This window comes from Streptosporangium sp. NPDC049078 (assembly GCF_040648855.1).
In the GTDB taxonomy this organism is placed as follows: Bacteria; Actinomycetota; Actinomycetes; order Streptosporangiales; family Streptosporangiaceae; genus Streptosporangium.
Genome location: NZ_JBEZEL010000001.1, coordinates 291,330 through 308,906 on the forward strand (window position 1 = coordinate 291,330; position 17,577 = coordinate 308,906).

At 69.9% G+C, this 17,577-nt stretch carries 13 protein-coding genes; 5 read left to right on the forward strand and 8 right to left on the reverse strand.

Features of this window, described 5'->3' with window-relative positions; all coding sequences use genetic code 11:
• Positions 1-43 precede the first annotated feature (43 nt).
• On the reverse strand, positions 44-316 hold the full coding sequence (locus tag AB0B90_RS01205) for a WXG100 family type VII secretion target (protein ID WP_350946392.1): 273 nt from the start codon (positions 314-316) through the stop codon (positions 44-46).
• Positions 317-779: 463 nt separating this feature from the next.
• Here AB0B90_RS01205 and AB0B90_RS01210 point away from each other — a divergent pair, with 463 nt between their 5' ends.
• Both AB0B90_RS01210 and AB0B90_RS01215 read left to right on the forward strand, forming a co-directional pair.
• Positions 780-2,537 carry a biotin carboxylase N-terminal domain-containing protein gene (locus AB0B90_RS01210; RefSeq protein ID WP_362920155.1) on the forward strand — a complete coding sequence of 586 codons (1,758 nt, stop codon included), beginning with the start codon at positions 780-782 and terminating at the stop codon, positions 2,535-2,537.
• Positions 2,538-2,836: 299 nt separating this feature from the next.
• Complete coding sequence (locus AB0B90_RS01215) at positions 2,837-4,210, forward strand: hypothetical protein (protein ID WP_362920157.1); 1,374 nt, start codon at positions 2,837-2,839, stop codon at positions 4,208-4,210.
• Between the two features lie 350 nt (positions 4,211-4,560).
• Here the strand turns inward: AB0B90_RS01215 and AB0B90_RS01220 are convergent, their stop codons facing one another.
• The 3 genes from AB0B90_RS01220 to AB0B90_RS01230 all read right to left on the reverse strand — a co-directional run bounded on the left by AB0B90_RS01220 (position 4,561) and on the right by AB0B90_RS01230 (position 10,018).
• The gene (locus tag AB0B90_RS01220) at positions 4,561-5,550 is read right to left on the reverse strand and encodes a LacI family DNA-binding transcriptional regulator (protein WP_350946389.1); all 990 of its coding nucleotides are present in this window, start codon (positions 5,548-5,550) and stop codon (positions 4,561-4,563) included.
• Between the two features lie 11 nt (positions 5,551-5,561).
• Positions 5,562-8,366: a glycoside hydrolase family 3 C-terminal domain-containing protein gene (locus AB0B90_RS01225; protein ID WP_350946388.1), complete on the reverse strand. Its 2,805-nt coding sequence runs from the start codon at positions 8,364-8,366 to the stop codon at positions 5,562-5,564.
• A gap of 446 nt (positions 8,367-8,812) precedes the next feature.
• Positions 8,813-10,018 carry an ROK family transcriptional regulator gene (locus AB0B90_RS01230; protein ID WP_350946387.1) on the reverse strand — a complete coding sequence of 402 codons (1,206 nt, stop codon included), beginning with the start codon at positions 10,016-10,018 and terminating at the stop codon, positions 8,813-8,815.
• 215 nt (positions 10,019-10,233) lie between these two features.
• Between AB0B90_RS01230 and AB0B90_RS01235 the strand changes: the two genes are divergently transcribed.
• From AB0B90_RS01235 to AB0B90_RS01245, 3 genes are read left to right on the forward strand one after another with little or no spacing between them, the layout of a single operon-like run.
• Positions 10,234-11,928 carry an extracellular solute-binding protein gene (locus AB0B90_RS01235; protein ID WP_362920160.1) on the forward strand — a complete coding sequence of 565 codons (1,695 nt, stop codon included), beginning with the start codon at positions 10,234-10,236 and terminating at the stop codon, positions 11,926-11,928.
• Between the two features lie 43 nt (positions 11,929-11,971).
• The gene (locus tag AB0B90_RS01240; protein WP_362920392.1) at positions 11,972-12,955 is read left to right on the forward strand and encodes an ABC transporter permease subunit; all 984 of its coding nucleotides are present in this window, start codon (positions 11,972-11,974) and stop codon (positions 12,953-12,955) included.
• On the forward strand, positions 12,952-13,851 hold the full coding sequence (locus AB0B90_RS01245; protein WP_350946385.1) for a carbohydrate ABC transporter permease: 900 nt from the start codon (positions 12,952-12,954) through the stop codon (positions 13,849-13,851). The genes AB0B90_RS01240 and AB0B90_RS01245 overlap by 4 nt, the downstream gene beginning before the upstream one ends.
• An 87-nt stretch (positions 13,852-13,938) precedes the next feature.
• On the opposite strand, the gene AB0B90_RS01250 is transcribed toward AB0B90_RS01245, so the two are convergent.
• From AB0B90_RS01250 to AB0B90_RS01265, 4 genes are all read right to left on the reverse strand, one after another.
• Positions 13,939-14,262 (reverse strand): MerR family transcriptional regulator, encoded by a 324-nt coding sequence (locus tag AB0B90_RS01250; protein ID WP_350946384.1) that lies wholly within the window; start codon positions 14,260-14,262, stop codon positions 13,939-13,941.
• 154 nt (positions 14,263-14,416) lie between these two features.
• Positions 14,417-14,872 (reverse strand): Hsp20/alpha crystallin family protein, encoded by a 456-nt coding sequence (locus AB0B90_RS01255; protein WP_350943510.1) that lies wholly within the window; start codon positions 14,870-14,872, stop codon positions 14,417-14,419.
• Positions 14,873-14,997: 125 nt separating this feature from the next.
• The gene (locus AB0B90_RS01260) at positions 14,998-15,864 is read right to left on the reverse strand and encodes an aldo/keto reductase (RefSeq protein ID WP_350943509.1); all 867 of its coding nucleotides are present in this window, start codon (positions 15,862-15,864) and stop codon (positions 14,998-15,000) included.
• 644 nt (positions 15,865-16,508) lie between these two features.
• The gene (locus tag AB0B90_RS01265; RefSeq protein WP_362920163.1) at positions 16,509-17,528 is read right to left on the reverse strand and encodes a 5'-nucleotidase C-terminal domain-containing protein; all 1,020 of its coding nucleotides are present in this window, start codon (positions 17,526-17,528) and stop codon (positions 16,509-16,511) included.
• Between the last annotated feature and the right edge of the window lie 49 nt (positions 17,529-17,577).

The following is a 17,577-nucleotide window of genomic DNA, read 5'->3' on the forward strand; positions in this document are numbered from 1 at the left end:
TGCCCCGTCCCTTGTGGGACGGGGCATTTCGGCGGACCGTTTTCTAGCGCGTGGCGGACTCGATATTGCCGCGGTAGGTGTTGATGACCCGAGAAGCCTCGGACAGCTCCTCGGACATGCGCTGGAAAGCGGCGCGGTAGTTCTGCCAGGCCTCGCTGAAACGCTGGGCACCGGGCCCCGTCCAGGCGGTGCCGACCTTCGCGGCCTCCCGGTCGAGGGCGGCCACGGTGGCCCTCACCTGGTCGGCCTGCTGGGTGAACTGGGTGGCCATCTGCTGCATTTCCGCGGGATTGCCGCCGAGCAAGTTCTGGCTCATGCCAGTCTCCTTAGGATCGGTGTCGGGGAGAGTCGGTCGCCAAACGAAAACACGATAGGCGCAAGGATCACAGAGGTGCCCGGGTTATGCCAAGCGGCTATGGACGTTCCCTCGGTGGCCGAGAGGCTAAACGTTCTCCATTGCTGTGATTTTTCGTAATTCAGAGGGGTTATAGGACTGTTATGCGAGATCGCGGTGAAGGGCGGGACCTCGGGAGCGGCCGGGCGGGGCTCCTCCGCGCCCCGGCCGGGGCCGAGACCGGGACGAGGACCACGACCGAGGTCGAAACCGGGGCCGGGGCTGAGAGCAGGGGCAGGGGCGATATCGGAAACGGGACCCGGGGGCATGACCAGGACTGCGGGACCCACCCACCCCTTGCCGTCAGGCGACGCCTACACTCCGTTGAAGGCCCGCCAGTCCTCTCCTCCGCACGTACTGGCACGTACTGAAGGGAACGACGTCGGTGCACAAGGTCCTGATCGCCAACCGTGGTGAGATCGCCGTACGAATCGCCCGTGCCTGCAAGGACGCCGGGCTGGCCAGCGTCGCCGTCTACTCCGACCAGGATCTGGACGCGCTCCATGTCCGGGTCGCGGACGAGGCCCGCGCGCTCGGCGGCGAGACTCCCGCGGAGACCTACCTCGACGTCGGCAAGCTGCTGGGCGTCGCCGCCGAGGCCGGAGCCGACGCCGTGCACCCCGGCTACGGCTTCCTCGCCGAGAACGCCGCCTTCGCCCAGGCCGTGATCGACGCGGGGCTGACCTGGATCGGCCCGCCGCCGGCCGCGATCACCGCGCTCGGCGACAAGGTGCAGGCCCGGCACATCGCCCAGAAGGTCGGCGCGCCGCTCGTGGCGGGCACCACCGATCCGGTCTCGGGGAGCGAGGAGGTCGTCGCCTTCGCCGCCGAACACGGCCTGCCGATCGCGATCAAGGCCGCCTACGGCGGCGGCGGGCGCGGGCTGAAGGTCGCGCGCACCCTGGAGGAGATCCCCGACCTGTACGACAGCGCGGTCCGCGAGGCCGTCACCGCCTTCGGCAGGGGCGAGTGCTTCGTCGAGCGCTACCTGGACCGGCCCCGGCACGTGGAGACCCAGTGCCTCGCCGACGCCCACGGCACCGTGGTCGTGGTGTCCACCCGCGACTGCTCGCTGCAGCGCCGCCACCAGAAGCTGGTCGAGGAGGCACCGGCCCCGTTCCTGTCACCCGAGCAGCTCGACCTGCTCTACACCAGCTCCAAGGCGATCCTGCGCGAGGCGGGTTACGTCGGCGCCGGCACGTGCGAGTTCCTGGTGGGCCAGGACGGCACGATCTCCTTCCTGGAGGTCAACACCCGTCTGCAGGTCGAGCACCCGGTGACCGAGGAGGTCGCGGGCATCGATCTCGTACGGGAGATGTTCCGCGTCGCCGACGGTGAGGAGCTCGGCTACGGCGACCCCGTGGCGCGCGGCCACTCGATCGAGTTCCGCGTCAACGCCGAGGACGCCGGGCGCGGCTTCCTGCCCGCCCCCGGCACGATCACGAGCATGAGCGCCCCCTCGGGTCCCGGGGTGCGCCTGGACGCCGGCTACGAGGCGGGCATGACCGTCCCGCAGTCCTTCGACTCGCTGGTCGCCAAGCTGATCGTGACCGGTGCGACCCGGCGGCAGGCACTGGAGCGCTCGCGCAGGGCCCTGGCGGAGTTCGAGATCGGCGGCATGCCGACCGTGCTGCCCTTCCACCGGGCCGTGGTGGACGACCCCGCGTTCACGGGCGAGCCGTTCTCGGTGCACACCCGGTGGATCGAGACCGAGTTCGACACCGTGATCCCGCCGTACGAGGGAGAGCCGGGCACGGCCGGGGAGCTGGCCGAGCGGGAGCGGATCACCGTCGAGGTGGGCGGCAAGCGGCTTGAGGTGGTGCTGCCCTCGGGATTCGCCGTCGGCAACGCCGCGGGGGCGGGCCGCGCGGCCTCGAAGGCGCCGCGCCGGAGCGGCGGCGGGGTGGCGGGGAAGGCCGCGAGCGGCGACTCCCTGATCAGCCCGATGCAGGGCACGATCGTCAAGATCGTCGTCGCCGACGGCGACACCGTCGCGGCCGGTGACACGATCGTCGTGCTCGAGGCGATGAAGATGGAGCAGCCGCTCACCGCCCACAAGGCGGGCACCGTCACGGGACTGGCGGCGTCGGTCGGCCAGACCATCTCCTCCGGCGCCACGATCTGCGAGATCAAGGACACCTGAGCGCGCCCGCGGTCCACGGTTCGGCGGCCCGGGTCTGCGGAGCACGGTCCGGCGGAGCTGGAAAGGCGAGGGCGGGTAAGCGCGGAGAGGGTCCGCACGGATGCACGCCGAGCCGGGGACGCGGGCGCGTACCGGGTCGAACCGGGCGAGGCCGGGTGCCGAGCCGAGAGGGGCAGTGTGACGATCCCCTACCGAGGTGGGCGGGGGACGCTTGACCCGGCCCTGAAGGGGATACGGTCGATGAGTGGGGAACTCTGTCGTCCACTCATTCGTCTTCAGGACGAAGGAGGCTTTCTGCCGTGACCATCACAAAAGCCGCGCCAGGTCGTTTCGGTGCCATGATCATGGCATTGTTCGTCGGGCTGCTCGCCATGTCCATGATCGCCCCGGCGGCCCACGCCGCGGCGCCAGACCCCAGTGCGATCGTCTCTGAGCTGACGGACGGGGACAACTTCTACGCCGATCCCGCTGCGGGTCTGCCCACCGATGCCGTCGACGCCATGCGCAAGGCTGCCGACGAGACTTCCTCCGTCTACGTGGCACTGCTGCCCAAGGGCTCGATCGGCAGCCAGTCCCAGGCGAGGACTCTGCTGAGCTCGATCCTCAAGGGCGTCGGTTCCAAGTCCGTCGTCCTGGTGATGAGCGGCACCACGCCGTTCGGCGTCACCAACATCAAGGGCGTCGACGTCGACGAGCTGCTCGGGCGGGCGAAGACCGCCTCCAGCCCGACCGACAACGTGATCAACTTCATCAAGCTGGCCGACGCGGCGGCCGTCGGTGGCGGTGCCCCGGCCGGCTCCTCCGACTCCTCCTCCGCTTCCTCCAGCTCTTCCGGCGGCTCCGGCACGGGCGTGCTGGTCGGCATCCTGGTGCTCGCCCTCGCCGGTGGCGCGGGCATCTTCTTCTACTCCCGCAAGAAGAAGAAGCAGCGCGAGGAGCGCGAGGCCGCCGAGCTGGCCGCGGTCAAGCAGACCGTGGACGAGGACGTCACCAAGTTCGGTGAGGAGATCACCGACCTCGACACCGACGTCAAGCTGCTCAACGACGGCGCCGACCACCAGCAGGACTGGCAGCGCGCCCTCGACTCCTACGAGCGGGCCAAGCTGGAGCTCGCGGCGGTCAACCGCCCCGACGAGCTCCGTGGCGTGACCACCGCGCTGGAGGAGGGCCGCTACGCCCTCGCCTGCGTGAAGGCGCGCGTCAACAACCAGCCGCTGCCCGAGCGACGCTCCCCGTGCTTCTTCAACCCGCAGCACGGCCCCTCCGTCCGCGACGTGCGCTGGGCCCCGCCCGGCGGTGCGCTGCGCGACGTGCCCGCCTGCGCGGCCGACGCGGAGGCCGTCGAGCGCGGCTTCGAGCCGCAGGCGCGCGAGGTCATGGTCAACGGTCAGCGCCGCCCGTACTACGACGCGGGCCCGGCCTACCAGCCCTACGCCCAGGGCTACTACGGCGGCTTCGGCGACGTCATGACCGGCATGCTGGTCGGCACGATGATCGGCAGCATGATGAGCGGCGGCTTCGGCGGCTACGGCTACGGCGGCTACGGCGGCGGCGGCGACAGCAGCGGCGCCACCGACTTCGGCGGCGGAGGCGACTTCGGCGGTGGGGGCTGGGGTGACTTCGGCGGCGGAGGCGACTTCGGCGGCGGTGACTTCGGCGGCGGCGACTGGTAGTCGTTCCGCGCGGAACACCCGGCAGAAGCCGAACAGGTAGGACAGTACGCACGCAAGACCGGCGGGCGCGTTTCCCTTGGGGGAGCGCGCCCGTCGCCGTTGAGGGGAAACAGGGGGTTCGCCGGGAAGACCTTGGCGGGAAGCCGCCGGGTCGGGCGCCTCAAGAGCCGTCGAGGACGGTGAGAACCTCGGCGCAGGGCGCCTCGGATGCCGTCGCGGGCGGTGGGGCCTCGGAGTGCGGGGAAACCGTCGGAAGGCAGCGCCTCAGATGCCGTCGTGGATGGCGAGGACCTCGGCGAAAGGCACCTCAGGAGCCGTCGGGAACGACGAGGACCTCGGCGAAAGGCACCTCAGGTGCTGTCGCGGACGGTGAGCCTCGGCTGGAGCAGGGTGCCGTCGGGGACGGCGCGGCCTTCGAGTTTCTCCATGAGCAGCCGGACCGCCTGACGGCCCACCTCCTCGGCCGGGATCAGCACCGAGGTGAGCGGCGGACTGGAGCGTTCCGCGATGTCGTCGGGGCAGATCGCCACCACGGCGACGTCGCCGGGCACCCGCCTGCCGTACTGGCGCAGCGCCCCCAGCACGTGACCGACCGCGGCCTCGTTGTGCACGACCAGCCCGGACAGGCCCGGCCTGCTGTCGAGGAGCTCGGCGATCGTGGCGGAGACCTGGTCGAAGTTCTCCTCGCACGGCAGGGCCACGCCGGTCAGGCCGGTCTCGCCCACGGCCGCGACGAAGCCCTCCCTGGTGCGGCGGGCGAAGCCGGTGCCCCGGTCGTAGACGACCGAGGGGGCGCCGAGCAGCGCGACCTCCCGGTGCCCGCGCTCGGCCAGGTGCTCCACACAGAGCGCGCCCGCCCGCGCGAAGTCGAGGTCGACGCAGGTGAGGCCGGCCGAGTCGGCGGGGAAGCCGATCAGCACGCTGGGTTCGGCGAGATCCCTGAGCAGCGGTACCCGGCTGTCGTGGAGTTCCACGTCCATCACGACCAGCCCGTCGACCAAGGCGCTCGCCGCCGCCCTGCGCAGCCCGTCGGAGCCCTCGTCGGCGGTGAGCAGCAGCACGTCGTGGTCGTACCTGCGCGCGGCGGTGACCACCGAGGTGGCGAACTGCATCAGCACCGGGACGTGCACGCCCGCCCGAAGGGGCAGTACCAGCGCGATGACGTTGGCCCGCTTGCTGGCCAGGGCCCTCGCACCGGCGTTGGGGTGGTATCCGAGGACCCGCACGCTGTCGAGCACCCGGCGCCGGGTGTCGGCCGAGATCGCGCGCTTCCCGCTGAGCACGTACGACACCGTGCTCACGGCCACTCCGGCGTGCCTGGCGACCTCGCTGATCGTCACCGCCCGCCCGCTCACGTGACCGCGCCGAAGCTCAGGGAGGCGAGGGTGATCCCCGCGTTCTCGAACACCACATAAAGATCGTGGACTCCCCCGGCCTCCGCAAGCCCGGCGCGTATCTCGGCGAGGTCGTAACGGCCCGCGCGGGGAACGGGGAGGTCGCCGACGACGGGCCCGTAGAGGGGGTCGTCCAGGCGCAGGGTGAGCACGCCGCCCTCGGCGCTGGTCGCGGTGGCCGAGCAGGACATCCGGCTGTGCGCCCCCTCCCCCAGGTCGACCGAGCGGAACACGATCCACGCGCCCTCGGCGGCGGACCGTACGGCGTCACCCGAGACCCTGGCCGCGTCCACGAACGCCACCGAGTCGTACTCGTCGTGGTCCACGGCGGCGATCGGGCCCGCGAAGGCGTCGCGCGGCGGGATCCGCTCGCCGTCCACGTGGAAGGGGGCGCACAGCCGGATGTCCCGCGCGGAGCCACCGACCATGACCTTGTGGGGTGCGTCCTCGACGACGAACCGGCCCCTGGTGACGTCCCAGAAGGCCAGTTCCGCGATGTCGAGCCCCCAGTCGACCCGGGTGCTCTCGCCGGGGGCGAGACGCACCTTGACGAAGCCGCGCAGGTGGCGCAGCGCCTGCTTGACCCGGGAGCGCCGCTGGCGGGTGTAGATCTGGACGACCTCCACCCCTTCGCGGGAGCCGGTGTTGGTGACGGTGACCGAGGCGGTGAGCCTGCCGCCCTCCACCGAGACGGCCAGGTCGGCGTACTCGAAGGTGGTGTAGCCGAGACCGTGCCCGAAGGGGTAGAGCGGGGTCCCCCTGAAGTACTGGTAGGTCGCGTCGGTGGCGATGATGTCGTAGTCGAGCAGGTCGGGCAGCTCGCTCGCCGAGCGGTACCAGGTCTGGGTGAGTCTCCCCTCGGGGTCGGCGTCGCCGAACAGCACCTCGGCCAGCGCGTGGCCGTACTCCTGGCCCCCGTGCGAGGACCACAGCACCGCGGGCGGGTCGTCGCCGTCCCAGCTCACCGGGTAGCCGCTGCTGATCACCATCACGGTTCTCGGGTTCGCCTCGCGCACCGCCCGCACCACGGCCTGCTGCGCGGCGGGCAGCGCGAGGTCGAGGCGGTCCTCGGTCTCCCTGCCGTTGACCAGGGGGTGGTCGCCGACGACCACCACGGCCACGTCCGCGGTCGCGGCGAGCGCGGCGGCGGCCTCGGCGCCGCTCACCACCCGCTCCACGGTGAGCCAGGCCGCGGCGTCGGCGTCGTCGGCGAGACGGAAGACCTCACCGTCGAAGGCGAGGTAGCGGCCGGTGGAGATGTGCCGGAGCGCGAGCGCGCCTCGGGGGCGGTCCTCGGTGCGGAAGGTCTGGCGCACCTCCCAGCCGTTGGGACCCGGCTGGTCGTTGACCAGCACTCCCTTCTCGTCGACGGACAGGTGGCGGCCGGTCGTCACGGCCCGCAGGGCGTAGCAGCCGCCGCCCCAGTCGAACAGGTCGAACAGGTCGGGCTCGCCGCCGAGCCCGAGCGGCCCGCCGTCGGGGTCGGCGACGACGAAACGGCCGTTCGTTCCTTCCGCGCCACCGTCCACCGAGATGGTGATCCGGTCCACGGCCTCGCAGAAGACGGTCTCGCACCGCTCGGCGAGCCCTGCGCGGGCGGTGACGGCGTACGGGAGGGTCCCCGAGTACCAGTCCTCCATGAGCGTGTCGCCGAGCTGGCCGATGACCGCGATCCTGCGCACCGAGGCGTCGAGCGGCAGGAGGCCGTCGTTGCGCAGCAGCACGATCGAGCGCCTGGCGGCCTCGCGGGCGAGGCTCTGGTGCTCGGGGCAGTTGACGACCGCCTCGTCGATGTCGTCGTACGGGGTGGTGGGGTCGAACTCGCCCAGCCGGAAGCGGACGGACAGCGCGTGCCCCACGGCGGCGTCGACGTCCTCCTCGGTGAGCAGGCCGCGCTCCAGCGCGGCGCGGATGTGGCCGAGGGTGGCCTCGGAACGGTCGTCGTCCTGGGTGAAGCTGTCGAGCCCGGCCCTGATCGCGTGGGCGTACGCCTCGGGCAGGTCGTCGTGGTATCCCTGCGCGCCGGTGAGGTTGCCCGGCGCGTACGCGTCGCTGACGACAAGGATGTCGTCGGGCGCCCATGCCCGCAGCACCTCCTCGATCAGCGGGCTGAGGTGGGCGGGGCGGCCGTTGACCAGGTTGTAGGAGGGCATCACGGCGACCGCGGCGCCGCTCTCCAGCGCGGGCCGGTAGGCCGGGAGTTCGTACTCGCGCAGCACCCGGGGCGGCAGCTCGCTGGAGGTGACGCAGCGGTCGGTCTCGTTGTTGTAGCCGAGGAAGTGCTTGAGGGTGGGCGCGGTCTTCAGCACCGCGGGATCGCTCCCCCGAAGGCCGGACGCGTACGCCGTCGCCATGAGGCCGGTCAGCCACGGGTCCTCGGAGTAGCCCTCCTCGTTGCGGCCCCAGCGGGGGTCGCGCAGCGGGTTGACGACCGGAGCCCAGACGTTGAGCCCCGCCCCCGTCGGATCCTTGTGGTGGAAGGCGAGGACCTCGTCGCTCGTGGCCTCGCCGACCCGCCGGACCAGGTCGGGGTCCCAGGTGCTGGCCAGCCCGATCGCCTGCGGGAACACCGTCGCCGGACCGAGCCAGGCGAGGCCGTGCAGCGCCTCGGTGCCGGTGCGGAACGGGCCGACCCCCAGGCGGGTCACCGGCTGCTGGTACTGGTGCAGCAGCCCGACCTTCTCCTCCAGGGTGAGCCTGCCGCGCAGGTCCGCGATCCGCCGCGCGAGGGGGAGTTCCGGGTCACGGAACGGTTCGTTCATCGGGGACCATCCCTTTGAGAGCGTCGAAGCGCTTCGACTTTCCGGCGTGGAAGGGCGCTTCAGTCGAAGCGCTTCGATAATCGGTCCGGGAAAACTCCGTCGTCACCCGCGCGCCCCGGTGTTCGTTACGCGCGTGTTTCGAACGGAGCTTCCCTGAAGGGTGCACTCCTGTGCGGCCGAGGTCAAGAGTTACCCGGCAAACGGCCTGAATCCACCCGGATCCGGATCGAAAGAACGCCTGACGGCGACCGGAAAACCTCGGATCCGGGTCAGGGGATCCTTTGAAAACAGCATGAATCCAACGGGGCGTCCGCCCTGACGCCGATCACGAGGACCGCGGGTTCTTCGATCCGCCCGGGGCGATACCCCGCCTCGGCCTCACCCAGATCGCGAGACCCGCGGCAGGCCCTTCGGACCCACGGGGCACTCCCCCGGCCGCACGCGGATCACGAGACTCGCGGCAGGTGGCCGGCGTCCACGGAGTCGAGCACCCGGGCGGCGCCCCCCAGCGCGGCCGCCCCGTACCCGAGTGTGGAGGCCACCACCCGGCAGCCCCCGGCGTCCGGCGCGATCGTGCGTCCCGCGATCTCCGCCTCCACCGCGGGCAGCAACCACGGCGCGAGCGGCACGTAGTAGCCGCCCAGGATGACCACCTCGGGGTTGAGCAGGTTGGCCAGCAGGGCCACGCCCTTGCCGAGGTTGTGGCCCACGGTGCTCAGCACGGCGAGCGTGCGCTCGTCGCCCACGCGGGCAAGTCGCGCCACCTCTTCGAGCTCGGTCTCGACCTCGGCGGGCGAGATCGCGGCGTGTTCCAGCACGGCGCCGATCCCGGCGACGGCCTCCAGGCAGCCCAGGCGTCCGCAGCGGCACTCGGCGCCGAGCGGGTCGATCTGGATGTGACCGATCTCCCCGCCGTATCCCTGGCCCCCGCGGCGCAGCCGTCCGTCGAGGATGATCCCGGCCCCGACCCCGATCTCGCCGGTGAGGTAGACCAGGTTCGCCGTCCCCGCGTGCGGGCCGAAGCGGTGCTCGGCCAGGGCCGCGAGGTTGGCGTCGTTGTCGACCTGCACGGGGAAGCCCGGGTCGCGCAGGGCCTTGGTGAGGTCGCCGCAGAGGTCGGCGTCACGCCAGCCGAGGTTGGGGGCGACGCGCACGGCGCCGTCGGTGCCGATCAGTCCGGGCACGCCCACGGTGAGCCCCAGGACCTGGCGCTCCTCCTTCGCCATCCGGCTCACCACCCGGCGGACGATTCCGGCGACGGTGGCCATCGCCTGGCCCGCCGTACCGGCCGCGCCGGGAAAGGACCGGCGCCAGGACAGCAGCTTCTCCCCCGACAGGTCCACCGCGACCGCGGTGACGTAGTCGACGTTCACCTCGATGCCGATCGCCGCGTACGGCGAGCCGTCGAGCACGAGCATCGTGGCGGGGCGGCCGACGCGGTTCTCCGTCAGGCCGGTCTCCCTGACCAGCCGGCGGTCGATCAGATCGGCGACCAGGCTCGACACGGTCGCCTTGTTGAGACCGGTGGACGCCGCGATGTCGGCCCGCGAGCACGGCGCGTGCCCGCGTACGAACCTCAGCACGACGGCGAGGTTGGTGGCCCGCACGTCGGCGAAGTCCGCCGGCCGCGGGTCAGTCGTAGATGTGATCAAGGTGAGTCCCGCTCCCGCTCGGCCAGGCTGGCCCCATCATGCCCCATCGTTCACCAATCCGTGACCGCTCCCCCGTGCCCCGCGATCGGCGGTCCCTTGTGGCGGCGGCCACCCTCGACTAATTTGTTTGGTCGAAAGACGAACTAATTCTACCCCGGAGCCATCCTCCACGACACCCCCCCCGATCCACCACGAACCAACGAAGGGAGCGCCCCGTGAACGACCTTCCCCAGGGCGCGTTGACCAGCCGCCGCGGATTCCTCGGGCTGGTGGGGCTCACCGCCGCGATGACCGCGGGCGGCGGCCTGCTCGGCGCGTGCTCCGCGCCGAGCGGCCCCCGGCCCGGCAGCGGAGGCGCCACGGCCGCCGCGGCGGACAAGCTCACGTCCCTCACCCCCACCTACACCGCCTTCCCCGGGCTCAAGCCCGACATCCCCGGCACGATCTCCACCCATCCCGGGGTACCCGACGTCAGCGGCGGCTTCACCTCCTACCCGGCCACCCCCCTCCCGGCGCTCACCCAGAAGGCGGGCAGGGGCGGCACCTACAAGGCGATGACCCCGCTGTGGGGCCCGCCGCCGCCCGGTCTGGCGAGCAACTCCTACTTCCAGGCCGTCAACGCCGACATCGGCTCCACCGTGGAGTTCCAGATCGCCGACGGCAACGTCTACGTCGACAAGGTCATCGCCAGGCTCGCCGCCGGGGACATCCCGGAGATCATGTGCATCCCCAGCTGGGAGATCGACAAGATGGCGGACTTCAACACCGCCGTCGACAAGGCCTTCGAGGACCTCACCCCCTACCTGCAGGGCGACAAGGTCAAGCCCTACCAGCTGCTGGCCAACCTGCCGACCGCCGCGTGGCAGTGGTCGGTCTGGAACGACAAGCTCATGGCGGTGCCGTTCCCGACCGAGCCGTATCCCTTCGCGCTGCTCTACCGCAAGGACCTGTTCGACAAGAACGGCTGGAACACCAACCCCAAGACCGCCGACGAGCTGTTCGAACTCGGCAAGGAGATCACCGACGCCAAGGCCAAACGTTGGGCGTTCGGCAGCATCCACGAGATGATGTGGCCGACCTTCCGCATCCCGCAGGAGTGGCGGTACGAGGGCGGCAAGCTCGTCCACAAGTACGAGACCCCCGAGTTCGAGCCGATGCTGGAGTTCATGCGGAAGGTCTTCAAGGAAGGGCTGGTCCACCCGAGCGTCGTCGGCAGCAAGGGCGCCAACGAGAAGGAGCTGATGGGGAGCGGGCAGATCCTGATCTACCGCGACGGACTGGGCGGCTGGAAGGAGCTCCTGCAGCAGCACCGCGGCAGGAACCCCGAGTTCGGCCTGGGCGCCTTTCCGGTCTTCGCCCACGACGGCGGCACGCCGCTGATGTACCACGGCAACGCGGCGGGCCTCTTCACCTTCGTCAAGAAGGGCCTGCCGAAGGAGCGGGTGGAGGAGATCATCTCCATCCTCAACTGGTGCGCGGCGCCGTACGGGACCAAGGAGTACGAGCTCGCCAACTTCGGTGTGGAGGGCAAGCACTTCAAGCGGGACGCGAACGGCATCCCTGAAGGGACCGACCTCGGCCGCAAGGAGGTCGCCTACACCTACGGCTTCCTGGGTGGGCGCCCGATCTACGTGGACTGGGCCTTCCCCGACGCCGTCAAGCTCAACATGGAGTGGCAGAACGCGAGCTTCCAGTATCTGGAGAAGGGTCCTTTCGACGGGATCAGGATCCAGAAGCCGTCGAAGTACTCCGGTCTGCAGGTCCCCACCGAGGACAAGTTCACCGACATCATGCGGGGCCGGCGGCCGGTGAGCGACGCCAAGCAGATCGTCACGGAGTGGCGGCGGGACGGCGGGGACGAGGCCCGCGAGTTCTACATGAAGGTCCTGCGGGACAACGGCCGTGCTTAGGACCGCCCCCGAAGACAGCGAAGGGACCGGGCCGGCGGGTGACCTGACCTCACCCGCCGGCGCCGGCACCTCCAAGGATGTCCGCAAAAGGGGTTCGAGGACAAGCCGGGCGCGCCCGCAACCCTTCGGATCGCGACTGAAACGTGACTGGCAGCTGCTGCTGATGACCCTGCCCGCCATCGGGCTGCTCATCCTGTTCCACTATGTCCCGCTGCTCGGCAACGTGATCGCGTTCCAGGACTACTCGCCGTACGTGGGCATCGGGGACAGTCCGTGGGTGGGGTTCGCCAACTTCCACTGGCTGATGTTCGACGCGAGCTTCTGGGACGCGACGATCAACACCCTCACGATCACCACGTTTCAGCTGATCTTCTACTTCCCCCTGCCGATCCTGCTCGCCGTGCTCCTGGACAGCGTGGTGCGGCCCCGGCTGCGGCTGTTCATCCAGAGCATCGTCTACATGCCGCACTTCTTCTCGTGGGTGCTGGTGGTCACGCTGTTCCAGCAGATGTTCGGCGGCGCGGGCCTGCTCGCGCAGACGCTGCGGGACCACGGGTACGACGGCATCGACATCATGACAAATCCGGATACGTTCATCGTGCTGGTCACGGCGGAGACGGTCTGGAAGGACGCCGGCTGGGGAACGATCATCTTCCTCGCCGCGCTCGCCGCCATCAACCAGAACCTCTACGAGGCCGCCGCCGTCGACGGCGCGAGCCGCTGGCGACGGCTGTGGCACATCACCCTGCCCGGCCTGCGCCCGGTCATCGTGCTGCTGCTCATCCTGCGCCTCGGCGAGGCGCTGAACGTCGGCTTCGAGCAGTTCTTCCTGCAACGCGACGCGGTCGGCAGGGAGGCCGCCGAGGTGCTGGACACGTTCGTGTACTGGCGCACGCTGCTCACCGGCGAGTGGAGCTACGGCGCGGCGGCCGGTCTGGTGAAGGGCCTGGTGGGACTGGTGCTCATCCTGGTGGCCAACAAGGTCGCCCACCGATTCGGCGAGCAGGGAATCTACAAACGATCATGACGACTCTTCCCCCCTGGGCCGAGCGGCCCAGCCGCGTCGGCGCTCTCCTCAAGGGACTCGTCCTCACGCTCATCGTCGCGTGCGTGCTCTTCCCGATCTACATGGTCGTACTGACCAGCCTGTCCACCCAGGAGGCGGTGACGGAGGCCGGCGGCCTGGTCACCGTGCCGAACGGGCTGTCCTTCGCCGCCTACCAGGAGTTGTTCGCGGGCGGCGTGGTGACCAGGTCGGTGATGGTGAGCCTCGGCGTCACCCTCGTCGGCACGGCGATCAGCCTCACCGTCACCGTGCTCGCCGCCTACGGCCTGTCGCGGCCCGGCTCGCTGCTGCACCGGCCGATGCTGTTCCTGGTCCTGCTCACCTTCCTGTTCGGACCGGGGCTGATCCCCAACTATCTGCTGGTCAGCTCGCTGGGACTGATCGACACCTACTGGTCGCTCATCCTGCCCGGCGCGGTCACCGCGTTCAACCTGGTGGTGATGCGGGCGTTCTTCATGAACATCCCCGACGAGGTGACCGACAGCGCCCGCATCGACGGCGCGAGCGAGTTCCGCATCCTGCGGACGATCGTGCTGCCCATGTCGAAGGGCGTCACCGCCGTCATCGGCATGTTCTACGCGGTCGGCTACTGGAACTCGTTCTTCAACGCCGTCCTCTATCTCAACGACAGCGCCAAGTGGCCGCTGCAGGTGGTGCTGCGGCAGTACGTGCTCCAGGGCCAGTCACTCATCGCCGGCCAGACCGGCGTCGGCACCATCGCCGGGCAGTCACCGCCGCCGAGCCTGGCCATCCAGATGGCCATCGTCGTCCTCGCGCTGCTGCCGGTGCTGTTCGTCTACCCGTTCGTCCAGCGGCACTTCACCAAGGGGGTCATCATCGGCGCCATCAAGGGCTGAGCGGATCCTGCCGCCCCTGCCGCCCCTGCCGCTCAGTGGAGCGCTCCTCCCCTCGGGCGGCACGCTCCCTGGCAGGCTCCTCCCGTCCTACCGCTCGGCGGAGCGCTCCTCCTGCCGGGCGGCACGCTCCCTGGCCAGTTCCTCCTGCAGGTCGCGGACCTGCTGCTGCAGGGTGAAGATCCGGCGTACGGCGGCGAGGCTCATCCCCTCGCCGACGAGCCGGATGGCGTCCTGCAGGTCACCGATCTCGTGGCGGGTGTAGCGTCGCTGGCCGCCGGTGGAGCGGGCCGGGCTGACCACGTCGTGCTCGTCGAGCCTGCGCAGGAACGCCTGCTCGACCTCGAGCATGTCGGCGACCTGGCCGACGGAGTACAGCGGGGCGTGCTCGTCGTCGAAGGGTAACCGGGCCATCACCGCTCCTTTCCCTTGCGGGGTCATGGGGTTCCCTTGCGGGGTCGTGGGGTTCGTGGATGGTTCCCCAGGAGGGGACGGGGCGGGAAACGCGCGGGGTGGGTGCCGGAACCGGCACCCACCCCGAGGAGGTTCTGCGGTCAGACCCTGGACCTCACGCCTTGATCGACTTCTGGTCGGCCGTGCTCTCGGCCTTCTGGATCGCGACCTTGCGGGGCTTGGCCCGCTCGATGACCGGGATGCGCACCGCCAGGACGCCGTTGGAGTAGGCGGCGTCGACCTTGTCGCTGTCGAGGTGCTCGGACAGGTAGACGCGGCGGGTGAAGGTGCCCATCGGGCGCTCGCGGACGAACAGGCGGTCCTCCTCCCCGTACTCCTCCTCGCGGCCGGCGCTCACCGAGAGCACCCCGCGGTCGACGGTCACCTCGATGGTGTCGGGGTCGATGCCCGGGAGATCGAACTTCAGGAGGACGTCGTCCTTGCGGCGGACCCCGTCGAGCGGCATGGCCACGCGCGCGGCACCATCACCCGACCCCAGGACCTGGCGGGAGAGCCTGTCGAACTGGCGGTCGAACTCCTGGATGAACGGGTCGATCGACGTCAGCAGCATCGGTAACCACCTCCGTGTGAACTGGCAGGTATCCTCAAGCCTGCCTTCTCGGAAACCTCTTACTTCAGTTATAGGTTAGCGGCTCTTCTGTTCGCAAGTATCCTCGGGAAAATTCTCAGGTCTCCTCAGACGCCCCTGGTCAGAGCGTTGAACTCCTCGTCGGTCAACCGGACGGCCGCGGCGGCGACGTTGTCCTCCAGGTGGGCGACCGTCGAGGTGCCGGGGATGGGCAGCATCACCGGGGAACGGCGCAGCAGCCACGCCAGGGCGAGCTGCGAAGGGGTTGCGCCGTGTTCCCTCGCCGCCGCGGCGAGCGGGCCGCCCTCCGCCGCCAGCCTGCCGGTCGCGAGCGGGAACCAGGGGATGAAGCCGATGCCGTTCGCCTCCGAGTACTCCAGCAGGGGCTCGGCGTCGCGGTGCGCGAGGTTGTAGAGGTTCTGCACCGAGACGATCGTCGCGGACTTCCCCGCCTCCTCGACGTCCTCGACGCTCACCTCGCTGAGGCCGATGTGGCGGATCTTGCCCTCCCGCTGCATCAGCGCCAGCTCCCCGACCTGGTCGGCGACGGGGACGGCCGGGTCGATGCGGTGCAGCTGCAGCAGGTCGATCCGCTCGACGCCGAGGTGGCGCAGGCTCAGCTCGACCTGCTGGCGCAGGTATTCGGGACGGCCGACCGGCGTCCAGAGCCCGGGACCCTGCCGGGTGAACCCCGCCTTGGTCGCGATCACCAGGTCGTCGGCGTAGGGGTGCAGCGCCTTCTTGATGAGCAGCTCGGCGACGAACGGGCCGTAGGAGTCGGCTGTGTCGATGAGGTTCACGCCGAGCTCGACCGCCCTGCGCAGGACCCGGACGGCCTCGTCGGGGTCGCGTGGGTCTCCCCACACTCCCTCGCCGGTGAGCTGCATCGACCCGTAGCCCAGGCGGTTGACGGTGAGGTCGCCCCCGATGGTGAACTGCCCGGAGGCCTCGGCGGGACGCGTCGTGGTCGTCATGATGTCCTCCTGCGAATTCGGTCTGGCGTTCATGATTCGCAACAGGACGACGAAGTGACCGATTCCCCCTGCGCCTCCCGTCGCCCGTAAACCTTCCGGCACGCACTCGCAAAGCGACCCGAGGCGAGGACGGCCGGACCGCGCGACGACCGAGCGACCATCGCTCCGCTTCGCCGGGGCCGAGCACGTCGAACACGATCACGCCGTCCCGCGCGGAGGACCCCATCCTCGCCATGCCGGGAGCCACCCCCACGGCGCGCAGGGGAAGCGTCTTCGCCGCCTCCGAGGGTGACGCGGTGCCGCCCCTCACCGGCGCGCGGGGAAGCGTAGTCGGCCCTCGGAAAGCCCCCGGCCGAGTGGAGCGAACGAAAGACCGGTCCACGGTGTCTATTTCAACCCCACGCCCGGCCGCGAACTCTTCGGAAATCCGGGCTCCGAGGATCCTTTTTCACCGTATTCGACATGCCGGCGGCACCTTTACCTCCAATACACTGAGCTTCAAGAGGAATACCGACAGCGTGAAGCCTTTTTCCTGTATGCGTGGCGATATTCCGGCCGATGGCCGGTCGCCGGACGGAACGAATTCCGTCCGGCGACCAGCTCGGTCACCCGGTACTATGTTCGCCGGGACGATTCATCGGCACTTATCGAATGGTGACGCGGTCCCCCGCGGGCGGATTCACCGGCGAGTTCTTCACGAGGTAGGACGCCAGTGCCGCCGTGTCGTCCGGACCGCCGTGATAAACGCTGGTGGTCCCCGTCCACTGCGGGAACCCCTGCCAGCCGCCCATCAGGATGTAGTTGGCCGCGATCTTGATAACCTGGGTGTCGGTCACCGGGACATCGTTCAGCGTTATCTCGGTGACGGCTCCGCCCTCAAGCGTGTAGCGGAGCGCGGCCGAGGGAGTGAGCACCCAGCCCTGCGGGTTCGGGTACGCCAGGAGACTTTTGAGCTGCGCGCCGGTCATCGCGTGCACGTCCACGGCGAGCCCGGCCGACTGGGTGCCCCACAGTTCCTCGCGGGTGACCGGGCCCGCGTCCAGGCCCGCGTAGAAGCCGTACCTGCTGACCAGGGCGACCTCCGCACCGGAGAGAGCCTGGACGGCGTCCACGTAGGCGTCGGCGACGAGTTCGGCCAGTGGGCCGCCCGAGGCCGTCAGCCCGACATCCCCCGTGGTCTCGCCGAACGTCTCGTCCTCGCCCGGCAACCCGCACTTGAAGTAGTGGAGGACGTTGGACACGAGACCGTCCGGCTGCTTGATCTCGATCTGGACCGACGTCTCCTCCGTCTCCCAGTCCCATTCGAACGTCTGCAGGACGGTGGTGTACGCGCCACCGTGGTTGGGCGGAACCTTGAAGCTCCGCCACTTCTCGGTGCCGACGACGCGGTACCGGATGATCTGCACGCCGGCGGGGAGCCCCTCGAAGGAACCGTGGATCCTGAAGGTCACCGGGCACTTCGACGCGGTGGTCCGCTCGAAGTGGATGGTGACCTTCCCCACGGGGTTCTGAACCGGATCGTCCTGCGCGGGCGCCGCGGAAGCCGTACCGGAAACGGCCTGTTTCGGTGCGGCGTGCGCTGCCGGGGCGAAGGCGCCGGACGCCAGAGCGACAAAGGCCGCCAGCCATCCGATCCGGCGCCCAACCCTACTGGAAAATTTCACAGAACTCCTATCCGCCGAGCCATGACAAGGAATAACGGGGCGATCCCGT